Annotated in this window: 16 protein-coding genes and 3 pseudogenes; 11 read left to right on the top strand and 8 right to left on the bottom strand. The window is 50.7% G+C overall.

Annotated features, from left to right (window positions below; all coding sequences use genetic code 11):
• Positions 1-45 precede the first annotated feature (45 nt).
• Entirely contained in the window at positions 46-603 is a 558-nt protein-coding gene (locus GJ1_RS01155) for an LOG family protein (protein WP_066227334.1), read from the top strand.
• A gap of 65 nt (positions 604-668) precedes the next feature.
• On the opposite strand, the pseudogene GJ1_RS17480 reads toward GJ1_RS01155, so the two are convergent.
• The 4 genes and pseudogenes from GJ1_RS17480 to GJ1_RS01140 all read right to left on the bottom strand — a co-directional run.
• Positions 669-851 (bottom strand): annotated as a pseudogene (locus tag GJ1_RS17480) (FAD-dependent oxidoreductase); the annotation flags it as partial.
• Positions 852-1,037: 186 nt separating this feature from the next.
• A pseudogene (locus GJ1_RS01150) lies at positions 1,038-1,772 on the bottom strand (flavin monoamine oxidase family protein); the annotation flags it as partial.
• Positions 1,769-2,547 (bottom strand): annotated as a pseudogene (locus GJ1_RS01145) (VOC family protein). The pseudogenes GJ1_RS01145 and GJ1_RS01150, both read right to left, overlap by 4 nt.
• A gap of 31 nt (positions 2,548-2,578) precedes the next feature.
• On the bottom strand, positions 2,579-3,148 hold the full coding sequence (locus tag GJ1_RS01140) for a hypothetical protein (RefSeq protein ID WP_066227331.1): 570 nt from the start codon (positions 3,146-3,148) through the stop codon (positions 2,579-2,581).
• A gap of 157 nt (positions 3,149-3,305) precedes the next feature.
• Here GJ1_RS01140 and gatC point away from each other — a divergent pair, with 157 nt between their 5' ends.
• The 9 genes from gatC to ccmA all read left to right on the top strand — a co-directional run bounded on the left by gatC (position 3,306) and on the right by ccmA (position 12,262).
• Positions 3,306-3,596: an Asp-tRNA(Asn)/Glu-tRNA(Gln) amidotransferase subunit GatC gene (gatC, locus tag GJ1_RS01135; RefSeq protein ID WP_044733284.1), complete on the top strand. Its 291-nt coding sequence runs from the start codon at positions 3,306-3,308 to the stop codon at positions 3,594-3,596.
• 12 nt (positions 3,597-3,608) lie between these two features.
• Complete coding sequence (gatA, locus tag GJ1_RS01130; protein ID WP_066227326.1) at positions 3,609-5,066, top strand: Asp-tRNA(Asn)/Glu-tRNA(Gln) amidotransferase subunit GatA; 1,458 nt, start codon at positions 3,609-3,611, stop codon at positions 5,064-5,066.
• A gap of 13 nt (positions 5,067-5,079) precedes the next feature.
• Complete coding sequence (gene gatB / locus GJ1_RS01125) at positions 5,080-6,510, top strand: Asp-tRNA(Asn)/Glu-tRNA(Gln) amidotransferase subunit GatB (protein WP_044732430.1); 1,431 nt, start codon at positions 5,080-5,082, stop codon at positions 6,508-6,510.
• A gap of 186 nt (positions 6,511-6,696) precedes the next feature.
• Positions 6,697-8,001 carry a homocysteine synthase gene (locus GJ1_RS01120; RefSeq protein ID WP_066227323.1) on the top strand — a complete coding sequence of 435 codons (1,305 nt, stop codon included), beginning with the start codon at positions 6,697-6,699 and terminating at the stop codon, positions 7,999-8,001.
• 783 nt (positions 8,002-8,784) lie between these two features.
• Positions 8,785-9,174: a hypothetical protein gene (locus tag GJ1_RS01115; RefSeq protein WP_066227320.1), complete on the top strand. Its 390-nt coding sequence runs from the start codon at positions 8,785-8,787 to the stop codon at positions 9,172-9,174.
• Between the two features lie 118 nt (positions 9,175-9,292).
• Positions 9,293-10,174, top strand: a complete 882-nt coding sequence (locus GJ1_RS01110; RefSeq protein ID WP_066227317.1) for an NADH dehydrogenase — start codon at positions 9,293-9,295, stop codon at positions 10,172-10,174.
• Positions 10,158-10,898: a hypothetical protein gene (locus GJ1_RS01105; protein ID WP_066227316.1), complete on the top strand. Its 741-nt coding sequence runs from the start codon at positions 10,158-10,160 to the stop codon at positions 10,896-10,898. Before GJ1_RS01110 ends, GJ1_RS01105 begins: the two co-directional genes overlap by 17 nt.
• On the top strand, positions 10,895-11,596 hold the full coding sequence (locus tag GJ1_RS01100) for a hypothetical protein (RefSeq protein ID WP_066227313.1): 702 nt from the start codon (positions 10,895-10,897) through the stop codon (positions 11,594-11,596). The genes GJ1_RS01105 and GJ1_RS01100 overlap by 4 nt, the downstream gene beginning before the upstream one ends.
• A 12-nt stretch (positions 11,597-11,608) precedes the next feature.
• Entirely contained in the window at positions 11,609-12,262 is a 654-nt protein-coding gene (gene ccmA / locus GJ1_RS01095) for a heme ABC exporter ATP-binding protein CcmA (protein ID WP_066227311.1), read from the top strand.
• Between the two features lie 421 nt (positions 12,263-12,683).
• Here the strand turns inward: ccmA and GJ1_RS01090 are convergent, their stop codons facing one another.
• The 4 genes from GJ1_RS01090 to GJ1_RS01075 all read right to left on the bottom strand — a co-directional run bounded on the left by GJ1_RS01090 (position 12,684) and on the right by GJ1_RS01075 (position 16,852).
• Positions 12,684-13,313: an ABC transporter permease gene (locus tag GJ1_RS01090; RefSeq protein ID WP_066227308.1), complete on the bottom strand. Its 630-nt coding sequence runs from the start codon at positions 13,311-13,313 to the stop codon at positions 12,684-12,686.
• A gap of 206 nt (positions 13,314-13,519) precedes the next feature.
• Positions 13,520-14,647 carry a betaine/proline/choline family ABC transporter ATP-binding protein gene (locus tag GJ1_RS01085; RefSeq protein ID WP_066227305.1) on the bottom strand — a complete coding sequence of 376 codons (1,128 nt, stop codon included), beginning with the start codon at positions 14,645-14,647 and terminating at the stop codon, positions 13,520-13,522.
• A gap of 16 nt (positions 14,648-14,663) precedes the next feature.
• Positions 14,664-15,566 (bottom strand): glycine betaine ABC transporter substrate-binding protein, encoded by a 903-nt coding sequence (locus GJ1_RS01080; RefSeq protein WP_066227401.1) that lies wholly within the window; start codon positions 15,564-15,566, stop codon positions 14,664-14,666.
• Positions 15,567-15,994: 428 nt separating this feature from the next.
• The gene (locus GJ1_RS01075) at positions 15,995-16,852 is read right to left on the bottom strand and encodes a hypothetical protein (protein ID WP_066227303.1); all 858 of its coding nucleotides are present in this window, start codon (positions 16,850-16,852) and stop codon (positions 15,995-15,997) included.
• 144 nt (positions 16,853-16,996) lie between these two features.
• On the opposite strand from GJ1_RS01075, the gene GJ1_RS01070 reads away from it, so the two are divergent.
• Positions 16,997-18,487, top strand: a complete 1,491-nt coding sequence (locus tag GJ1_RS01070) for a TIGR02677 family protein (protein WP_066227300.1) — start codon at positions 16,997-16,999, stop codon at positions 18,485-18,487.
• Positions 18,488-18,489: the final 2 nt, after the last annotated feature.

Below are 18,489 nucleotides of genomic sequence, written 5' to 3'. Positions count from 1 at the left end.
GTAAAATAATGAATATCTGGATATGAGTAAAGGTGTGTCATGATCATGAAAGCCATTTGTGTGTTTTGCGGATCAAGTTATGGACAAAGGATGAAATATAAGGAAGCGGCCCAAGAGCTCGGAACGTTTTTAGCCCGAAGCGGCATTACGCTCATTTACGGCGGCGGGACGCGGGGCTTGATGGGAGAGGTTGCTGAGGCGGCGCTAGGCCATCAAGGGCGCGTGGTCGGGATCATTCCGCAATTTTTGAAAGACCGGGAAGTGGCGCATGATCGGTTGACCGAACTGTTGGTCGTCGATACGATGCATACGCGCAAGGCGAAAATGTACGAGGCGGCCGACGGGTTTATCGCCATGCCCGGGGGCTATGGAACGTACGAAGAGCTGTTTGAAGTGCTCTCGTGGTCGCGCGTCGGCCTCCATCAAAAGCCGATCGGCCTGCTCAATGTGGACGGGTTTTTCGACCCGCTCCTTGACTTGCTTCGGCATACCGTCGAAAACGGATTTGCCGCGCCGGAAGATCTCGGTCTGATTGTCAGCGCTGAGGATGTTTCGACGCTGTATGAGCGGATGAAAATGTTCTGCCATCACCGCCGCTCTTGACGATTGGGGGGAGGCGGAACGGTTCGCCGCCTTTTCTATTGCTGGGCGAAGGGCGCTATGGCTATTTATCCGGCTGGTAAGTCGTTCACTTCATGAGCGACGCGGATGCCGGATTCGATGGCTCCTTGAATCCAACCGTGATGAGTGGAAGCATGCTCCCCGGCAAAATGCACTCTTCCTTCGGGAGCGGCGATATACGGCGACAGCTCTGTCACTTGGTTCGGCTTCATCATCGTGAAGGCGCCGCCGGAGTATGGATAGCGCGATCAAGTCCTAATGTTTGTGTAAAATCCGACTCTCATCCAGCGAACTTAAGTTTCCGGAAAATAGAACCGCTTGGTGCTACGGCCCCGCTTCTTTTTACACAAATTCTTGGACTTCATCTAAAAAGGATCAAGTCCTGATTATTGTGTAAATTTTCATTTCTTGGTTCAGCGATTTGGAGAAATCAAACTACTTTTTCCGTTTCTTTTTACACAAAATCTTGGACTTAATCGATAGCGCACCCAACTATGGCTTGTTCCCGTTTCAAATTCACGGTAGACTTGTTCGCCATGGATGACAGCTAAGTTTTTTAGCGTATATTCAAGCCGCTCCCCATCGCCTAAGCTGTCCCATGGGATCGTGTCATCTTCCCACGTATAACTGGCTAGTACAACGCCCGGTCCCGTAGTGCCGATGCCTTGGCTTGGGTATTGGGTGTATCGAATCGGCAAGTCCGAGACCGTTTTGCCGCCGAACATCCCTTCCTTTTCCCAAAACCGTGTTTTAAACTGGATGCCGGTTTTCGTTGAACCGGCATAATGCAGTTCGCGAATGGCTTTCCATTTGTTTTCGGAAAACGAATGGCGCGGCTCCATTTCAACAAACTGCAAAATTGAAAACGGGATGGTGATGATCACGCGATCTGCTGTGATTTGAAACGGCTGGAGAATTTTTGTATGGGTGGCGTGGATGGTGACGCTGTTTTCGTGCTGAACGATTTTTTGCACTTTATGGCTAAAGAAGATCTCATCCTTCAGTTTTGGCAGAAATGCCTTTGGAAGCCGATCGTTTCCGCCGGCAATTTCGCCGCCCTTGCCGTTTTCACCGCGCCAGGATGAAGGCGCGGTTAATTCCATCTTATTCGGCGGCAAAGGGGAGTATGTGAGAACAGGAATGTCCGTCACGATCTGGAAACGATATACGTCCCGCCATCTATTTCAATGCGGTGCTGCTCCTGTATACCCACAAGCCGGCACAAAAACGGACGCGTCGACGGCTGGCGGTGGGCTGGGCTTCATAAAAATGAAGGGTAATGCCGCCGACGGCTAGTTCAGCGTACGCACCTGCCTCATCGCGCCCAAAGCGGGGGTCAGGAAGGCCAAACAGCCGCCGATACACGTCGATGGTGCGGCGAAGGTCGAGCGTATAGACGCTGATGGACGACAAAGAAAGAGACCCAACCGGGTGGCGAATCAGCGGCGCCAGCTCATTCATCCGCACGTCATCGTCATCGCCCCACTGGATAAAAAACGGGTAACGGAACGCCCCGTCTATGTCGTCTTCTATAAACAGCATGGTCCACGTCAATCGTTTGCCATCATAGCGCTGGCGGCTGCCAGGGAGCGGCCCGATCGGGGTGAACCCTTTGTTTTTGAGCTGTGCGGCCAACGTTTCGATATCGTTCGTTCGAAAGGCGAACTGGGAAAAGCCGTTTCCGTCTTCGCGGTCGGCGACAAGCTGGGCGATGAGCGGATTTCCGCACGTTTTTGCCGTCTGCTCATCGGCAATGCCGATCCATTCGATGTAGCGCAAATGGTCGAAATAACACAAAGCATTATACGTTCCCCATGACGGATGGCGGCCGCCATGGATGGATGTAAACCCCAACTGTTCAAACGCAGCTTTCGCCTGTTCCGGCCGCTCGGTCAAATGGACGAGATGGTCAAACGCAACATTCATGGCGGCGGGCTCCTTCCGTATTGAGAATCGATTAACGAAACAGCATTTCTTTGAGCTTGTAAATGATTCGTTCGTTATCGACGGTGCGGTGGGCGATGAAATTCAAGTCCAGTTTGATGTCTTCGATCTGGGCGGCCAATTGCTCGTAGCGGGAGTCCATTTTTTGTTCGAGGTGTTCCACCGTTTGCTTCAATGAAGCGAATTCCTGATGAAGATGGTGGACGTCAGCGGCGAGAGCTTCCAGCTTCGCGTCCGTTTCGTCTTGACGATGAAGAAGGGCGGTCACGATGCCGTTCAATTCCTTTTGTCCGGTGCGAAGCGAATCTTGTTCTTGGCGCAGACGCTGTTGTTCCAAACGGATTTCTTGCTGCTCTTTGCGAATCTCTTGTTGTTCTTTTCGAATCTCCTGTTGCTCTTTCCGGATTTCTTGTTGCTCTTTCCGGATTTCTTGTTGCTCTTTCCGGATTTCTTGCTGTTCCTGGCGAATGGCGATTTGTTCCCGCTCAAGCCGCTCTTGGCCTTCCACGAGCTTTTGCAGTGTCCCGTCCATCGCGTTCAAGCGGTCGAGCACTTGGGCGAGCAAGGCTTCACTCATCGTCATTATTCCCCCTTTTTCATCAGTTATGGCTATTATAGTACATATGTTCGGACGTGTCAATGGGCAACAAAGCAAATGTTGGCTGGAATGTTGCTTTATTTCCTTAACGTTTGGTATCATCATAGTATTGTGGAAGGTCGACCATGCGGAGGTGAACAAAATGTCGCGAATTTCGATTGAACAAGTGAAACATGTCGCCGATTTGGCACGGTTGGCGATTACGGATGAAGAGGCGGAGATGTTTACGAAACAGCTCGATGCGATCATTACGTTTGCCGAGCAGTTGAATGAATTGGATACGGAGAACGTTCCGCCGACTTCACACGTGCTCGATATGAGAAACGTCATGCGCGAGGATGTTCCCGAACCGGGGCTGCCGCGCGAGGAAGTGTTGAAAAACGCACCGGACCAGCAAGACGGCCAGTTCCGCGTGCCGGCCATTTTAGAGTAAGGAGGGGGATTTATGCCGCTTTTTGATCATACGGTGTCGGAATTACATACGTTGCTGCAGAAAAAGGAAGTATCGATTTCCGATTTAGTCGACGAATCGTTCCGCCGCATCGGCGAAGTGGAAGAGAAAGTGCAAGCGTTTTTAACGTTAAATGAAGAACAGGCGCGGGCGAAAGCGAAAGAGTTGGATGACCAGCTCGCCAAGGGCGAAGAAACGAACCCGCTGTTCGGCTTGCCGATCGGCATTAAAGACAACATCGTCACCAAAGGACTGCGCACGACATGCGCAAGCAAAATTTTATACAACTTTGACCCGATCTACGACGCCACCGTCATGGAGCGGTTGCACGCCGCAGGGACGATCACGGTCGGGAAGCTGAACATGGACGAGTTCGCCATGGGCTCGTCGACGGAAAACTCTGGTTTTCAACTGACGCGCAACCCGTGGGACTTAGAGCGCGTTCCGGGCGGCTCGAGCGGCGGTTCGGCGGCGGCGGTGGCGGCCGGTGAAGTGCCGTTTTCGTTAGGCTCGGATACGGGGGGGTCGATCCGCCAGCCGGCGGCGTTTTGCGGTGTCGTCGGACTGAAGCCCACATACGGCCGCGTCTCGCGCTTTGGCCTCGTCGCGTTTGCGTCGTCGCTCGACCAAATCGGCCCGATTACGCGCACGGTCGAAGACAACGCCTATTTATTGCAAGCGATCGCTGGCGTCGACCCGATGGACTCGACGTCGGCGAACATTCCGGTGCCGAACTATGTCGAGGCGCTGACAGGAGATATTAAAGGTTTAAAAATTGCCGTGCCGAAAGAATATGTAGGCGAAGGCGTCGAAGAAGGCGTGCGCCAGTCGGTGTTTGAGGCGCTCAACGTACTTGAGAAGCTCGGTGCGACGTGGGAAGAAGTGTCCCTGCCGCATTCGAAATATGCGCTCGCGACGTACTATTTGCTTGCTTCGTCGGAAGCATCGGCGAACCTCGCTCGCTTTGACGGCGTGCGCTACGGCTACCGGACGGACAACGCGAAAAACTTGATCGATATGTATAAACTGACACGAAGCGAAGGGTTTGGAGCGGAGGTCAAGCGCCGCATTATGCTCGGGACGTTCGCGTTAAGCTCGGGCTATTACGATGCGTACTACAAAAAAGCACAAAAAGTGCGGACGTTAATCAAACGAGATTTTGAGAACGTCTTTGAACAATATGATGTCATCATCGGTCCGACAACGCCGACGCCGGCGTTTAAAATCGGCGAGAAAACAAACGATCCGCTGACGATGTACATGAACGACATTTTGACGATTCCGGTCAACTTGGCAGGCGTGCCGGCCATTTCTGTGCCGTGCGGCTTTGTCGACGGCTTGCCAGTCGGCTTGCAAATCATTGGCAAGCACTTCGATGAAAGCACCGTCTACCGCGTCGCCCATGCGTTTGAGCAGGCGACGGACTACCATAAGCAAAAACCGGTGTTGTAAGGGGGGTTAGGTGATGAACTTTGAAACGGTCATCGGACTTGAGGTGCACGTCGAGCTGAAAACGAAATCGAAAATTTTCTCAAGCAGCCCGAACGCGTTCGGCGCGCCCCCGAACACGCAAACGAACGTCATCGACTTAGGGTATCCGGGCGTGCTGCCGGTCTTGAACCGCCAGGCGGTCGAATTTGCGATGAAAGCGGCGATGGCGTTAAACTGCGAAATCGCGACCGAAACGAAATTTGACCGCAAAAACTACTTTTATCCGGATAACCCGAAAGCGTACCAAATTTCGCAATACGATCAGCCGCTCGGCAAAAACGGCTGGATTGAAATTGAAGTGAACGGGAAAAAGAAAAAAATCGGCATCACCCGGATTCACTTAGAAGAGGACGCCGGCAAATTGACCCACACAGGCGACGGCTATTCACTTGTCGACTTTAACCGCCAAGGGACGCCGCTCATCGAGATCGTCTCGGAACCCGACATCCGTTCGCCGGAAGAGGCATACGCCTACTTGGAAAAACTAAAAGCGATCATCCAGTACACGGGCGTCTCCGACTGCAAAATGGAGGAAGGGTCGCTCCGCTGCGACGCGAACATTTCGCTTCGCCCGATCGGATCGGACAAGTTCGGCACGAAGACGGAGTTGAAAAACTTAAACTCGTTCAACTTCGTCCGCATGGGGCTCGAGTACGAAGCGAAGCGGCAGGAGAAAATTTTGCTTTCGGGCGGCGTCATCCGCCAAGAAACGCGGCGCTTTGACGAAGCGACAAAAACGACGGTGCTGATGCGCGTTAAAGAAGGATCAGAAGACTACCGCTACTTCCCAGAGCCCGACTTGGTTATGCTTTACATTGACGACGAATGGAAAGCGCGCGTCCGCGCCTCGATTCCGGAGCTGCCGGACGCCCGCCGGAAGCGGTATGTCAAAGAGCTCGGCTTGCCGGAATACGATGCCAAAGTGTTGACATTGACAAAAGAAATGGCGGACTTCTTCGAAGCGACCGTTGCGAACGGCGCCGATCCGAAACTGGCGTCAAACTGGCTCATGGTCGAAGTATCCGGGTACTTAAACGCCGAGCAAAAAGAGCTCCATGACATCGCCTTGACGCCGGAAAGCTTGGCTGGGATGATCAAACTGATCCAAAACGGTACGATTTCGTCGAAAATCGCGAAAAAAGTGTTTAAAGAACTCGTCGAACACGGCGGCGACCCGGAGAAAATCGTCAAAGAAAAAGGGCTCGTGCAAATTTCCGACGAAGGAGCGCTGCGCAAAATTGTACTCGAAGTGCTGGACGCCAACCCGCAGTCGGTCGAAGACTATAAAAACGGCAAAGACCGTGCGCTCGGCTTCCTCGTCGGGCAAGTGATGAAGGCGACGAAAGGCCAAGCAAACCCGCCGCTTGTCAATAAGCTGCTCGTGGAAGAAATCAAGAAGCGCTAAATGACAAGAAAAGCCCGCCAATCAGCGGGCTTCTCCTATAAGGAGATTTTTTAGATTTTTTGAAAAATACAATTGACAGCCCACAGCGGAAATGGTAGATTTTTATATAAAACCAACTGAATTAGTTGGATATAGACACCAGGATGAGCGGGAGAGGAAGAAACAAAAAAGAGGGGGATAAAAACGATGAGTGAAGAACGCGCTTTCCGCCCGGAGACGCTCGCCGTTCACGCCGGGCAAAAACCGGATGCGGAGACGGGCTCACGGGCGGTGCCGATTTACCAAACGAGTTCATATGTGTTTCGCGACAGTGAGCATGCGGCCAATTTGTTTGGCTTGAAAGAGGAAGGATACATTTACACCCGCATTATGAACCCGACGAACGATGTGCTCGAAAAGCGGATCGCCGCACTCGAAGGCGGGATCGGGGCGCTCGCGCTCTCATCAGGGCAGGCGGCAGTGTTTTATTCGATCATCAACATCGCCTCGGCGGGCGATGAAATCGTCTCGTCTTCGTCCATTTACGGCGGCACGTACAACTTGTTCGCCCATACGATGCGCAAGTTCGGCATTACGGTGAAGTTTGTCGATTCGTCCGATCCGGAAAACTTTGAGCGGGCGATCACCGACAAAACGAAAGCCTTGTTCGCCGAAACGATCGGCAACCCGAAAAACGATGTGTTGGACATTGAAGCGGTGGCTGACATCGCCCATCGCCACGCCATCCCGCTGATTGTCGACAACACGGTAGCGAGCCCATACTTATTGCGGCCCATTGAGTTTGGCGCCGATATCGTCGTCCACTCGGCGACGAAGTTTATCGGCGGGCACGGCAATTCGATCGGCGGCGTTATTGTTGACAGCGGCAAGTTTGACTGGAAAGGAAGCGGCAAGTTCCCGGAGTTCACCGAACCGGACCCGAGCTACCACGGTTTGGTGTATGCGGATGCCGTCGGTGAAGCGGCGTACATCACCAAAGCGCGCATCCAGCTGTTGCGCGATTTAGGAGCGGCGCTGTCGCCGTTTAATGCGTTTTTGCTTTTGCAAGGGCTGGAGACGCTCCATTTGCGGATGCAGCGCCATAGTGAAAACGCCCTCGCCGTCGCCAAGTTTTTAGAAGAGGAAGAGGCGGTCGAATCGGTCAGCTATCCAGGCCTTCCAAGCCATCCGTCGCATGAACTGGCGAAAAAGTATTTGCCGAATGGGCAAGGGGCGATCGTCACGTTTGAAATCAAAGGCGGCGTTGAAGCCGGCAAAAAACTGATCGACTCGGTCAAGCTGTTCTCTCATTTGGCCAACATCGGCGATTCGAAATCGCTCATCATCCACCCGGCCAGCACGACGCACGAGCAGCTGAGCCCGGAAGAACAGCTGTCCGCCGGCGTCACCCCAGGCCTTGTGCGCCTGTCCGTCGGCACGGAAGCGATCGACGACATTTTGGACGACTTGCGCCAAGCCATTCGCCAAAGCCAGACGGTGGCGGTGAAGTAGCGGACATCAGGAGATGCTTATTCAACGCCATATTACACGATGATCAATATGCTAGATTCTTTAAGGCATTTCCTTTGGTGGAAATGCCTTATTAACATGTTTATTGCAAAATAAAAATGCAGAGATCTGCAGAGAATTTGGCTTAGGCCAACTTGACATGGAGTGGGGGGTGTGATAGCCTTTTTAGGCATAGCCAGCCCTTGATATTGCTGGCTTCCTGGCTTTTTAATCACGCCCCCAGAGGCTCCATGTCAAGTTGTCATTCTCTGCACTTGTCCTTGCAAAACTCTGTATTTTTTCGTTGCAGAAAACATTATTAACTATAGATACAACGAAGAAGTTTAACATATCCTTGACGGAAAAGCGGTTTGTCCATTTTCGGCTGTCGAAGGCAAGCGACAGGCTTGCCTCCGTCACGTCAAGGCGTGACGGAAGACTGAACAACCATGCGCTTTACAGACCTAGGGATCTGGAAGCGCGTTCTTCGTTCGCTCGACAGTCGAGCAAACGTTCGATAAGAGTGACAAATGTTAAAGCTTCAAGGTATCTGTGAATAATCGTTTATAATACCGCCATAAAACCATATTCCAAGCCCCCTGACGCTTCATCATTGTTCTGTTCACTTCTATAAGCATGGATAAAATCCCTAGTTTGAAATTTTTGATATAGAGACATTTGGTGTTAATTTTGTTAAATTATTGTTTTTTTTTTTTTAGCTTTATAATATTTCATAGGACCGGTCCTGCGTTTTCAAAAATTGATTAGGGGAGAGGGGATCGAATCATGAAGCAAAGACTTAAAAAAGTTGCTGCTTTGCTTGCTTTTATCTCATTCATTGTGGTAGGGGGAGTCAGCGCCGCATCTTATGTTACGTATGCTGGGGTTCTCCCTCGCTTTCAAGGCGATACGGAATTAGCAAGCGCCAATAAAGCGACGAACAGTAAAAGCAAAGTGGAAAATTCGGTTGTTGGCGCTGAATATAAAGCCAATATGTGGATTCAGCAAGGCTCGACGAAAGTGTCGCCAACGGCAAAGGATGTAACCGACAATGACACGCGTTATTTCACGGTCGATCAAAGCGCTGTTGGTAAAAAAGTTTCATTAGTGGCGGAAAATGCATCCTTCACTTACGTTACGGTTGACATCGCAGGCAAATTTTATCCCGACAATTGATTGAGTTATAGATATGTTCGGTCAACTTGGATAAGAAAGCGGTTTGCTTCATCGGGTTCGTCTTCTTCCATTATCACGAAGAAGACGGACCTTAACAGAAGAATTAGGGGATGATATGATGTATGCGGAATTGCTCAAACTTTTGAAAAATAGGAACCTTTATATTAGCGTGGCTTGCCTGTTGTTGCTCGTCATTGGCGCCGTTGTGTTGGGGGTGAAAGATTATCGTGAAAACGTGCAGTTGCTTCAACGAATTTATCATCACGACCCAAATGTTTTCGCCTTGACTTCCCCCCACCTTGAATGGGTTGGTCTAGGGGGCTACCGCTTTAATGTACTTTCATCTCTATATTACTTTCTTTTTCCACTATTGTTGTCGATTCCATTGGTAGATTCGATTTATCGTGAGCGAAAGAGCGGAAATGTTCATTATCAATTGACGCGGATGGGAAGAAACGTTTATTACAGAAGGAAATTTCTGTTTGCTTACATTAGTGCTTTCCTCCTGTTCCTCCTTCCTCTCGTGCTGGGAGTTGTGCTGGTGAATCTTTTGACGAACCATTGGGATTATTCGAGTTTTTCACAGGCCTACCGGCAATTGGTCAATGGCACGTTGCCGTTGCCAGACAATTCATTTGAAGGGGAAAAGAAACTCCTGTTTTCTCCTTTATTGCAAATCTCCCCTTATTGGTATGTTCTCGCGTATTATGTCATGGGCGGGTTGTTTGCCGGCGGCTACGTTTGTCTTGGTTTGGGATTTTCTTTTTTATTGAAAAATCGATATTTGATTACTTTGATGCCGCAAATCATTTATATGGTTTGTTGGGCGGCGCTGACTATCACCAGCCAACTTGGCTGGGATCCGTTTAATTTCTTAATTCCTTCACAGCCAGTGGAAGGATTGTCCTATTGGAAAATCGTCATCGTGTTTGTCCTCCAATTGTTGATTGCGGTAGGGGTATTTTCATATGGAGTGAAGAAAAGTGAAGATGTTCTCTAGACAGAACGTTTTTTTCGTCTGGCAAGATTTGATGTTACAACGAGCCGTTCTCAAGATTATTTTGGGTGTTATGGCTTTGTTGATGGTGGCGGGCATCTTTCCGTTAGGAATGGTGACGGTTGGGAAGTGGCACAGTCTTAAAGATTTTATCTTGCTCTATCGATATGAATTTTTTCATCTGCCTGCGTTTTTGTTTCTTTTAGGCTCCGCGCTTCAAACTAATGCGTGGGTAGTCCTAAGAAGGTATCGCACGCGAAGGCAAATCGGGCTGCATAAAGCGTTGTTGGTCATCGTTCTGGCAGGGGGCGTGTCTCTCTGGGTTGCCGCAGTAGGCGGATTATGTACAACGTTTGCGAAATACATCATCTATCCCAATATACAAAACGTCCATGCGGCTTTTTTGTACGTGCCGCATAGCGGAGATAAAAGCTCGTTTCCCTACTTTCTTGTTATGTATTTTTTTATTACAGCTATATACGGATTGTTGTTTATAGCGTTCATTGATTTTGGATGGAATCGCTTTTTCGCCTTCGTTGCCGTCATCATACTGGCTATATTGGATATGTTCACTGTGCACATGCTCCCTTATTTGTTTTACATAAGCGAACGGACGGCTCCCGTTTGGACAATTTTGCTTCTCATTATGATGATGGTGGTGTTGGTCTATATCATTTGTCTTTCGTCAAGCCAAAAAAACTACTATGTTCAGGATGATCTTTTATGAAGCCGATGGATTTGGAGTTTACCCTGATCAAAATCGATGCTAAAAGAATTTTCATCACCTGCCTCCTGTTTCCACTGTTGGGCGCTATGATGTCCAGTCGGTCAGAGGCGTTTTCTTCCCAACGCCTATCGGAGTTGTTCGCCCGCTTATTTGGAGCGGTGACGTTTTCCAATTGGATGTATTGGTTGATGATTTGTTTCGGCTATATCGTGTTGCTCCAAATCGTTTGGAAAAAACGGGATAAATATTTTGAGCATAAACTGTTCCTTGTGTTGAGGGATGCGACGTCATATACAATGGCTAGGCTGCTGGCAGGGGCCCTGTTTACATTGGGATATGTCTTGTCGGTGTTTTTGATCGCTGGCGGCTTCGGCCTTTTTGTGGCGCATATGTCGTTTTCGTTTGACCGTTCGCTGGTGCTCATGTTCATTGGCATCGCCGTGAATTTATATTGGCATGCCGGTTTGTGGATGTTGTTGAACGTGTATGCCAACCATCATGTAGCGAATGCCGTCATTCTCGCTTTGTTTTTTGTGGGTGTCAAGATGCCGATGCCTTTTGTTCCTTTGTACTACAGCATGGTGGATCTTGTGCGGAGCAGTTCGATATGGTGGTCTGCCTTGATCGTGGAACTCTTGTCAATCATTGCGTTCGGGTATTGGACGATCAAGAGAGTGAAGAACGCGGATTATATTTAGGAGGTTTTTGACATGAAGGCAGTCGTTTTGTCCAATGTTTCGAAAACGATAAAAGCAAGGGAAGTTTTGCGCAATATCAACTTAGAGTTGGAGAAAGGAAAGATTTATGGATTCGTCGGGCCGAACGGATCGGGGAAAACGATGTTATTTCGAGTCATAAGCGGACTTGTCAAACCGTCCAGCGGCACAGTGACGGTATTTGGGCAGACGTTGCATCAAGACGTATCGTTTCCGAGCGATATTGCTGTTTTGTTGGAAAAACCGGGTTTCCTTGAGCAATACTCAGGATTCGATAATTTACATTTTTTAGCCATGATTCAAAACAAAATCGGCAAGCGTGAGGTGGAAGAAGCAATCGAACGGGTGGGTCTAGATCCGCGTGATAAAAGGCCGGTGAAGGCGTATTCTCTCGGAATGAGACAAAGGCTGGCCATCGCGCAGTGCATGATGGAGAAGCCGCAACTCATGTTGCTCGATGAACCGATGAATGGGTTGGATGAAAAATCGGTAGACCAAGTGTATGAGATTATCAGGGAAGAAAACGAAAGAGGCTGCACCATTTTGTTGACGTCTCACCACAAAGTAGATATCGAGTCGCTATGCCATCATGTGTATTCCATGAACGAAGGGGTCATCACAGGTATGACAACGCTGCGTTCAAAATAATCCGATCTCAGAACACAAGCGTGAGAGGGTGTGGACAAAATTGGAAAAAGGTTTTGCTTGGAACGACTCGTTGCTGAGCCGTTTGGGTGATGGCCCCATTCCGTTGGCCGCCGTTTCTGATCGGGTAAAAGCGTTACGTAGAGTGTCTTAGTCGTCCGTTCTATTGACCCAAGCTGGCCTCTTTTGATGAATCATCACGAACAAGCCGCTGTTTTTGGAAGACGGTGAGGGTCGCTTTGTCAGCGGCCAAGGGGGCTGACCTAAAAGGTAATTTTCACAGAGAAAAGAAGATGTCCTGATCGTTTGGGGACACCTTCTTCAAGTTGTTTTTAATCATAGAACATTTTGCGTAAGCGCGGTCGTGTTTGTGGGCTGTGAGGCGGTATGTGTTTCGAATTAGGAGTCGACGCTCACGGATCGTTTACAGTCCTTTCGGCGTCACTTTCTTTTCGACTTTGCGCAGCAGCCAGTCAAACAAAATCGCTAATATCGCAGCGGGGATGGCGCCGGCTAAAATCAAGTTTTTGTCGGCGATGCGCAAGCCGCGGTCGATCAAGTCGCCAAGCCCACCGGCGCCGATGAATGTCGCCAACGCGGCGACGCCGATTGTCAGCACCGTCGCCGTGCGCACGCCGGCCATGATCACCGGGAGCGAGAGAGGAAGCTCGACCATCCATAAAATTTGTCGCGATGTCATCCCCATCCCCCATCCAGCGTCCACAAGCGCCGGATCGACGCCGAGAATGCCGGTATACGTATTGCGCAAAATCGGCAACAGGGCGTACAGCGTCAAGGCGATGATCGCCGGCAGTTTGCCGATGCCGAAAATCGGAAGCATAAACCCAAGCAAGGCCAAGCTCGGAATCGTTTGAATGATGGCGGCGACGCCGATGATCGGCTCGGCGAGCTTCCGGCAGCGCGTCAAAACGACGCCAAGCGGTACGGCGACGGCAATCGCGATGCCCATGGCAATGGCCGATAGCAGCACATGCTCTTGAAAGGCGATCCAAATTTCTTCTTTTCGTTCGATAAACGTTTGTAATAACTCCATTGTATCCCTCCTTGGCGGAAAAAGCGGCAGCGCTTAGCCGCCGCTTAGTCATGGATTGAGGACGAAAGATGGATAAGGTTCATTTTCGCCAACGGCCGATTCCTGTCGGCAGACGGGCCGTCTTTTTGAAAGGAGCCGCGGCCGAGCCAAGTTCCTAGCACCAGGCAGCGGCACGGTGTTTCCACCGGCTATTTGCCCGCTGTTCCTTACGCGCGCTGCTGGAACGTCCACTCAGCGAGCGCCCGCATCATGCTCGAGCGTGTAATCCCGCCGACAAGTCGGTCGCCGTCCAACACCGGGATAATGCGCACATCCGGGTTTTGAAACAAGGCGGCGACGTTCGTGACGTCCGCTTCTTTCGCCAATGTTGTCACATCGTAATCGGCGATGTCGGCGACTAACAAATGCTCTTCATTATAGCGCTGTTCGATTTGTTTCAGCGTGACGATGCCGAGAAAGGCTTGCTTTTTATCGACAACGACCAAACTATCTACTTTTCTCGCTTTCATCAATCGGAACGCTTCGGCCAAGCCGCGCCGCGGGGAGATGGTCGCGACATCCGCCGACATTAAATCTTCCGCCGTCGGCACGGCCGTCTGCTTTGTAAGCAATCGGTTTTCCCCAATAAACTCGCGCACAAACGAGTTCGCTGGCCGCCGAAGCATTTGGTCGGGTGTGGCGAACTGGATGATTTCCCCGTCTTTCATGAGCGCGATCCGATCAGCGATTTTAATCGCCTCATCCATATCGTGGGTGACAAAGACGATCGTTTTGTGGATTTCCTCTTGCAGGCGGACGATGTCATCTTGCAGCTGCTCGCGGCTGATCGGGTCCAAGGCGCTGAACGGCTCATCCATTAAAATGATATCCGGCTCGGCGGCCAAGGCGCGGACGACGCCGACGCGCTGCTGCTGACCGCCGCTGAGCTCCGATGGATAGCGGTGCTTGAACGTCGAAGGGTCTAACCCGACGAGCTCGAGCAGTTCGTCAACCCGTTTTTCATAGGCGTGTTTTTCCCATTTTTTCAGCTTCGGCACGAGGGCGATGTTTTCCGCGATCGTCATGTGCGGAAACAAGCCGATTTGCTGGATGACATAGCCGATGTTGCGCCGCAGTTCGACCGGGTCAAGCTCGGAAATGTCTTGCCCGTCGATATACACTTTGCCCGATGTCGGCTCGATCAACCGGTTGATCATCCGCATTGTCGTCGTTTTTCCGCACCCGCTCGGCCCAATCAAGGCAACAAGCTCCCTCTTGCGGATGTCAAGATTGATATTTTTTAAGGCGACAAACCCGTCTTCATACTGTTTCGTCACGTTTTCAAAGCGAATCATGGGCATTCCTCGCTTTCTAGTCAATCAGTCCTTCCTTCTTCAAGAAGTCAATCGCCACCTCGCGCGGCTGCTTTCCTTCCAAGTTGACTTCGCCGTTTAATTTCATCATTTTTTCATCGGTCAAAATGTTGGTCAGTTTGTTCAGTTTTTCTTCCAGTCCTGGGTTGGCATCGAGCACCTCTTGGCGGATGATCGGCACAGCGTGGTACGGCGGGAAGTAATGTTTATCATCTTTTAATACAACAAGATCATATTTTTTAATGCGGGCATCGGTCGTGTAGGCGGTGATGACGTCAATCTCGCCGTTTTTCGCCGCTTCGTATTGCAAGTCCGGGTCGATATTGACCGTTTTTTTGAAGTGAAATCCGTACGTATCGACAAGCCCGTCATAGCCGTCGCTTCGCTCAAAAAACTCGGCGTCCGACCCGAACGTGAGGGAGGACGAATGCTTGACCAAGTCGGAGTACGTTTTCACCCCGAGCTTTTCGGCGAGGTCTCTTCTCATCGCCAACGCATACGTGTTGTTAAATCCGAGTGGTTTGAGCCAAGCGATGTTGTATTTTTCCTTATATAGTTTCTTCGTTTCGTTGTAAATTTGTTCGGGCGTCTTTGCGGGATCGTACGGCTGTTTTAAAATGTTCAAATACCCAGTCCCCGTGTATTCGACATACATGTCGACATCCCCGTTTTCGATGGCTTGCTGGAGCATAAACGCGCCGCCTAAACTGTCTTTCACCTCAACATCCAAATCCGTGTTGGCTTTCACATACTCCGCCAGCAAATGCGTCAAAATGACTTGCTCGGTAAACTTCTTTCCAGTAATCACGATTTTCCCTTTCGCATCACTTTCTCCGCTGCAGGCTGCCAATCCGAAAACAAGCCCGACAGCGAGCAAAGACATGAACCATTTTCGCAACACCATTTTCCTCCTTTTTCCGTTAGTGTCATAAGGGGGGATGAAAAAAAGAAAAGGCGGCAAAAGGACGCGGAGGGGATGAAAAAGCGTCGCAAACAAAGGATACCGTAATTTGGGCACAGCTGGCAAATTTGGTATCGGTCGATATCGTTGCCTGTCGCTTTCTCTCACGGCGATGAACGCTCTCTCCTTTCCGATGCTGAAAAATGCTCCGGAATGCTTTCGAATCCTCCCGAATACTCCGAATTCGAGATGTTCGAACAGGTGTTTTTTCTTTCTCCATGAGCGCCATTAACGACGAGAGGCGTGGTTGTGTCATTCAACGTTTATGATAAGGCCAATGGTTCCGTGGGCTTCGCATAAAAAACGGCAGCCTACGGCTGCCTAGTGAAAAGGGAATAGGTGTTGAACATTTCTCTGTGGGGAACGCGTTACGCATGAACAAGGCGATGAAGGGCGCTTTCCGTTTTGAAGACGCGGGCGTTTAAAACATGCAATCCCGCTTCATGTTCGGCGAGGGCAGGCAGCACTTTTTCTTCCAAGATGGATGTGATATGGGTGAGGTCGCCTTTCATATGGTGAAGATCGTGGGCCATCGCCTCGTATTTTGCGGCCAGCACTTCTTGCCCGTGGCGGAGCGCTTCCGCAATCGCCTTCGTTTCGTTCGTGCGCTCATAAAGCAGGTCGATTCGTTGTTCAAGGGTGTTTGTCTGCTCGTTCAACTGAGCGACTTGACGTTCAACAGAGTCCATGCGCTCATTCAACTGGGTGACTTGATGTTCGACAGTGCCCATGCGCTCATTCAATTGGGCGGCTTGATGTTCCACGGTGCCCATGCGCTCATTCAATTGGGCGGCTTGATGTTCCACGGTGCCCATGCGCTCGTTCAATTGGACGACTTGGTGTTCAACAGAGCCCATGCGCTCATTCAGCTGAGCGACTTGGTGCTCAAGGTTGCTTGTCCGCTCGTTCAGCTGAGTGACTTGGTGCTCAAGGGCGCTCGTTCGCTCATTGAGCTGGGCCATTTGCGCTTCGAGAGCGCCCGTTCGTTCATTAAGGTTGGCCACTTGCACTTCAAGGGCGCCCGTTCGTTCATTGAGATTGGCCACTTGCACTTCAAGGGCGCCCGTTCGTTCATTAAGGTTGGCCACTTGCACTTCAAGAGCGCCCGTTCGTTCATTGAGATTGGCCACTTGCCCCTCCAAGGCGCCAACTCGCTGCTCGAGCGACTCGACCGCCACGCGCGTCGCTTTCACTTCATGCAAAATTTCTCTTAGCAACGCCTCCATTTGTTTCACCTCCTTTTCGCCTCTATTTTACAAAAAACGCGCACCGATGGCGAGAAAAAATAGGAAAATGGTTTTGGCTAGAAAAAGAGCGGGATGAATCGTTACAATAGACATAGGAAAAAACGGAAGCGAAGGTGGACGGAGATGGACGCCTCATGGTTGAAGCCCATTGTCGAAACAAAATATTTATCGACCGAAAACGCGCACCGCTACCGGGCGATTTTGCGCTATTTCTACATTCAGCACGAGCGGATGCGGCAATATTTGTTTCCGGAAGAAGTGTACGCCTTTTTAAAGCAGCACGAGGAATTTGCCGATTACACCGAGGAGGAGCTGCAACAAGACCTCGACCAGCTCGTCAAATGGAACAACTTGATCGCCCGCCAAGAGACCTCTCATGTGCGGACGATAGAAGAGTTTAAGAAAAAGCGGTTTCGCTATCAGTGCAGCCCGTATACGGTTGAAATCGAACGGATGATCCGCACGCTCGAGCAGCTTGGGGATTCGTTTGGGGGGTCGCTGGAGAAAACGCGGTTTGACCGCTTGTATGCCTCCCTTTCCCGCATCGAAACGATCATCGCTTCTGATTTTCAAGAAAAACCGGACGAAATGCATCAAGTATGGGAAGAGACGTTCGATTATTTCAAGAAAATCATTCAAAACTCAGCCGACTATATCGCTTATTTGCATAGCGAAAACTTGGAAGAGCGAATGACCTCAGAGTCGTTTCTCGTCTATAAGGAGCAGTTTACCGCCTATTTGCGCGATTTTATCGTCGCCTTGCAAAAAACGTCGATGCAAATTGAACAATTGCTCGAAGACCTGCCGGAAGACGGGATTCACCGATTCATCGAGCATGTTGTCGACTATGAGCGCTCCATCCCGCGTTTTGCCGATGCATTGCCGTCGCGTGCCGAACTCATCGAGGAGAAGCGGGAGACGTGGCGAAGTCTGCGCGAATGGTTTTTAGGCCGTGACGGGCGCGAGAGCGAGCTTTCGTTTTTGCAATATCAGACGAACGAGGCGATTCGCCGCCTGACGCGCGTCGTGCAGCGGCTTGGCGAGCGGCATCACCATTTCCGCAGCCGCAAGGGCGACTACTTGCATTTGGCGCGCTGGTTCTCGCGGCTTTCTTCGATCGAAGAGGCGCATTGCCTGTCGGCGGTTGTGTTCGGCTGTTTCCATACGAAACATCTCGTCGCCGATACGGGGGCGACCGACAATATATACCGCGACGTGTGGGACGAGCTGCCAGCCGAATGGGTGACAAAACCGCGCGTCCGCCATTATGGGGAAAAGAAAAAGCCGCAGGCGATTGAAGAGAAAGAACGGGAAAAAGAAGAAGCGCGCCTTCGCTATTTGGAAGAAAAAGCACGCGAGGAAGCCGAGCTGAAGCAGCTTGTGACCGATGGAAAAATCGTGCTCGCCGAGCTTCCAGAGGTGACCCCATATGTGCGGAAAACGTTGCTTAGCTGGATCGCCAAGGCGATGGGGCGCGAGGGACAAACGGTGAAGACGGAAAACGGTTGGAAAGTGAACGTCATTCCACGTGAAGGCACGGTTTGCCTTCGTGCGGAAGACGGGGAACTCGTGATGCCCAACTATGAAATTCGCTTGCTTTCGGGAGGGGAATGAGC

It is taken from the genome of Geobacillus jurassicus NBRC 107829, assembly GCF_001544315.1.
In the GTDB taxonomy this organism is placed as follows: Bacteria; Bacillota; Bacilli; order Bacillales; family Anoxybacillaceae; genus Geobacillus; species Geobacillus jurassicus.
This window is presented reverse-complemented; position numbering and strand designations above follow the sequence as displayed.

Bases quoted from the DNA above. Each gene is read 5' to 3' on its own strand.
- GJ1_RS01155 (WP_066227334.1), top strand. From the start codon at position 46: ATGAAAGCCATTTGTGTGTTTTGCGGATCAAGTTATGGACAAAGGATG.
- GJ1_RS01140 (WP_066227331.1), bottom strand. From the start codon at position 3,148: ATGACGATGAGTGAAGCCTTGCTCGCCCAAGTGCTCGACCGCTTGAAC.
- gatC (WP_044733284.1), top strand. From the start codon at position 3,306: ATGTCGCGAATTTCGATTGAACAAGTGAAACATGTCGCCGATTTGGCA.
- gatA (WP_066227326.1), top strand. From the start codon at position 3,609: ATGCCGCTTTTTGATCATACGGTGTCGGAATTACATACGTTGCTGCAG.
- gatB (WP_044732430.1), top strand. From the start codon at position 5,080: ATGAACTTTGAAACGGTCATCGGACTTGAGGTGCACGTCGAGCTGAAA.
- GJ1_RS01120 (WP_066227323.1), top strand. From the start codon at position 6,697: ATGAGTGAAGAACGCGCTTTCCGCCCGGAGACGCTCGCCGTTCACGCC.
- GJ1_RS01115 (WP_066227320.1), top strand. From the start codon at position 8,785: ATGAAGCAAAGACTTAAAAAAGTTGCTGCTTTGCTTGCTTTTATCTCA.
- GJ1_RS01110 (WP_066227317.1), top strand. From the start codon at position 9,293: ATGTATGCGGAATTGCTCAAACTTTTGAAAAATAGGAACCTTTATATT.
- GJ1_RS01100 (WP_066227313.1), top strand. From the start codon at position 10,895: ATGAAGCCGATGGATTTGGAGTTTACCCTGATCAAAATCGATGCTAAA.
- ccmA (WP_066227311.1), top strand. From the start codon at position 11,609: ATGAAGGCAGTCGTTTTGTCCAATGTTTCGAAAACGATAAAAGCAAGG.
- GJ1_RS01090 (WP_066227308.1), bottom strand. From the start codon at position 13,313: ATGGAGTTATTACAAACGTTTATCGAACGAAAAGAAGAAATTTGGATC.
- GJ1_RS01085 (WP_066227305.1), bottom strand. From the start codon at position 14,647: ATGATTCGCTTTGAAAACGTGACGAAACAGTATGAAGACGGGTTTGTC.
- GJ1_RS01075 (WP_066227303.1), bottom strand. From the start codon at position 16,852: ATGGAGGCGTTGCTAAGAGAAATTTTGCATGAAGTGAAAGCGACGCGC.
- GJ1_RS01070 (WP_066227300.1), top strand. From the start codon at position 16,997: ATGGACGCCTCATGGTTGAAGCCCATTGTCGAAACAAAATATTTATCG.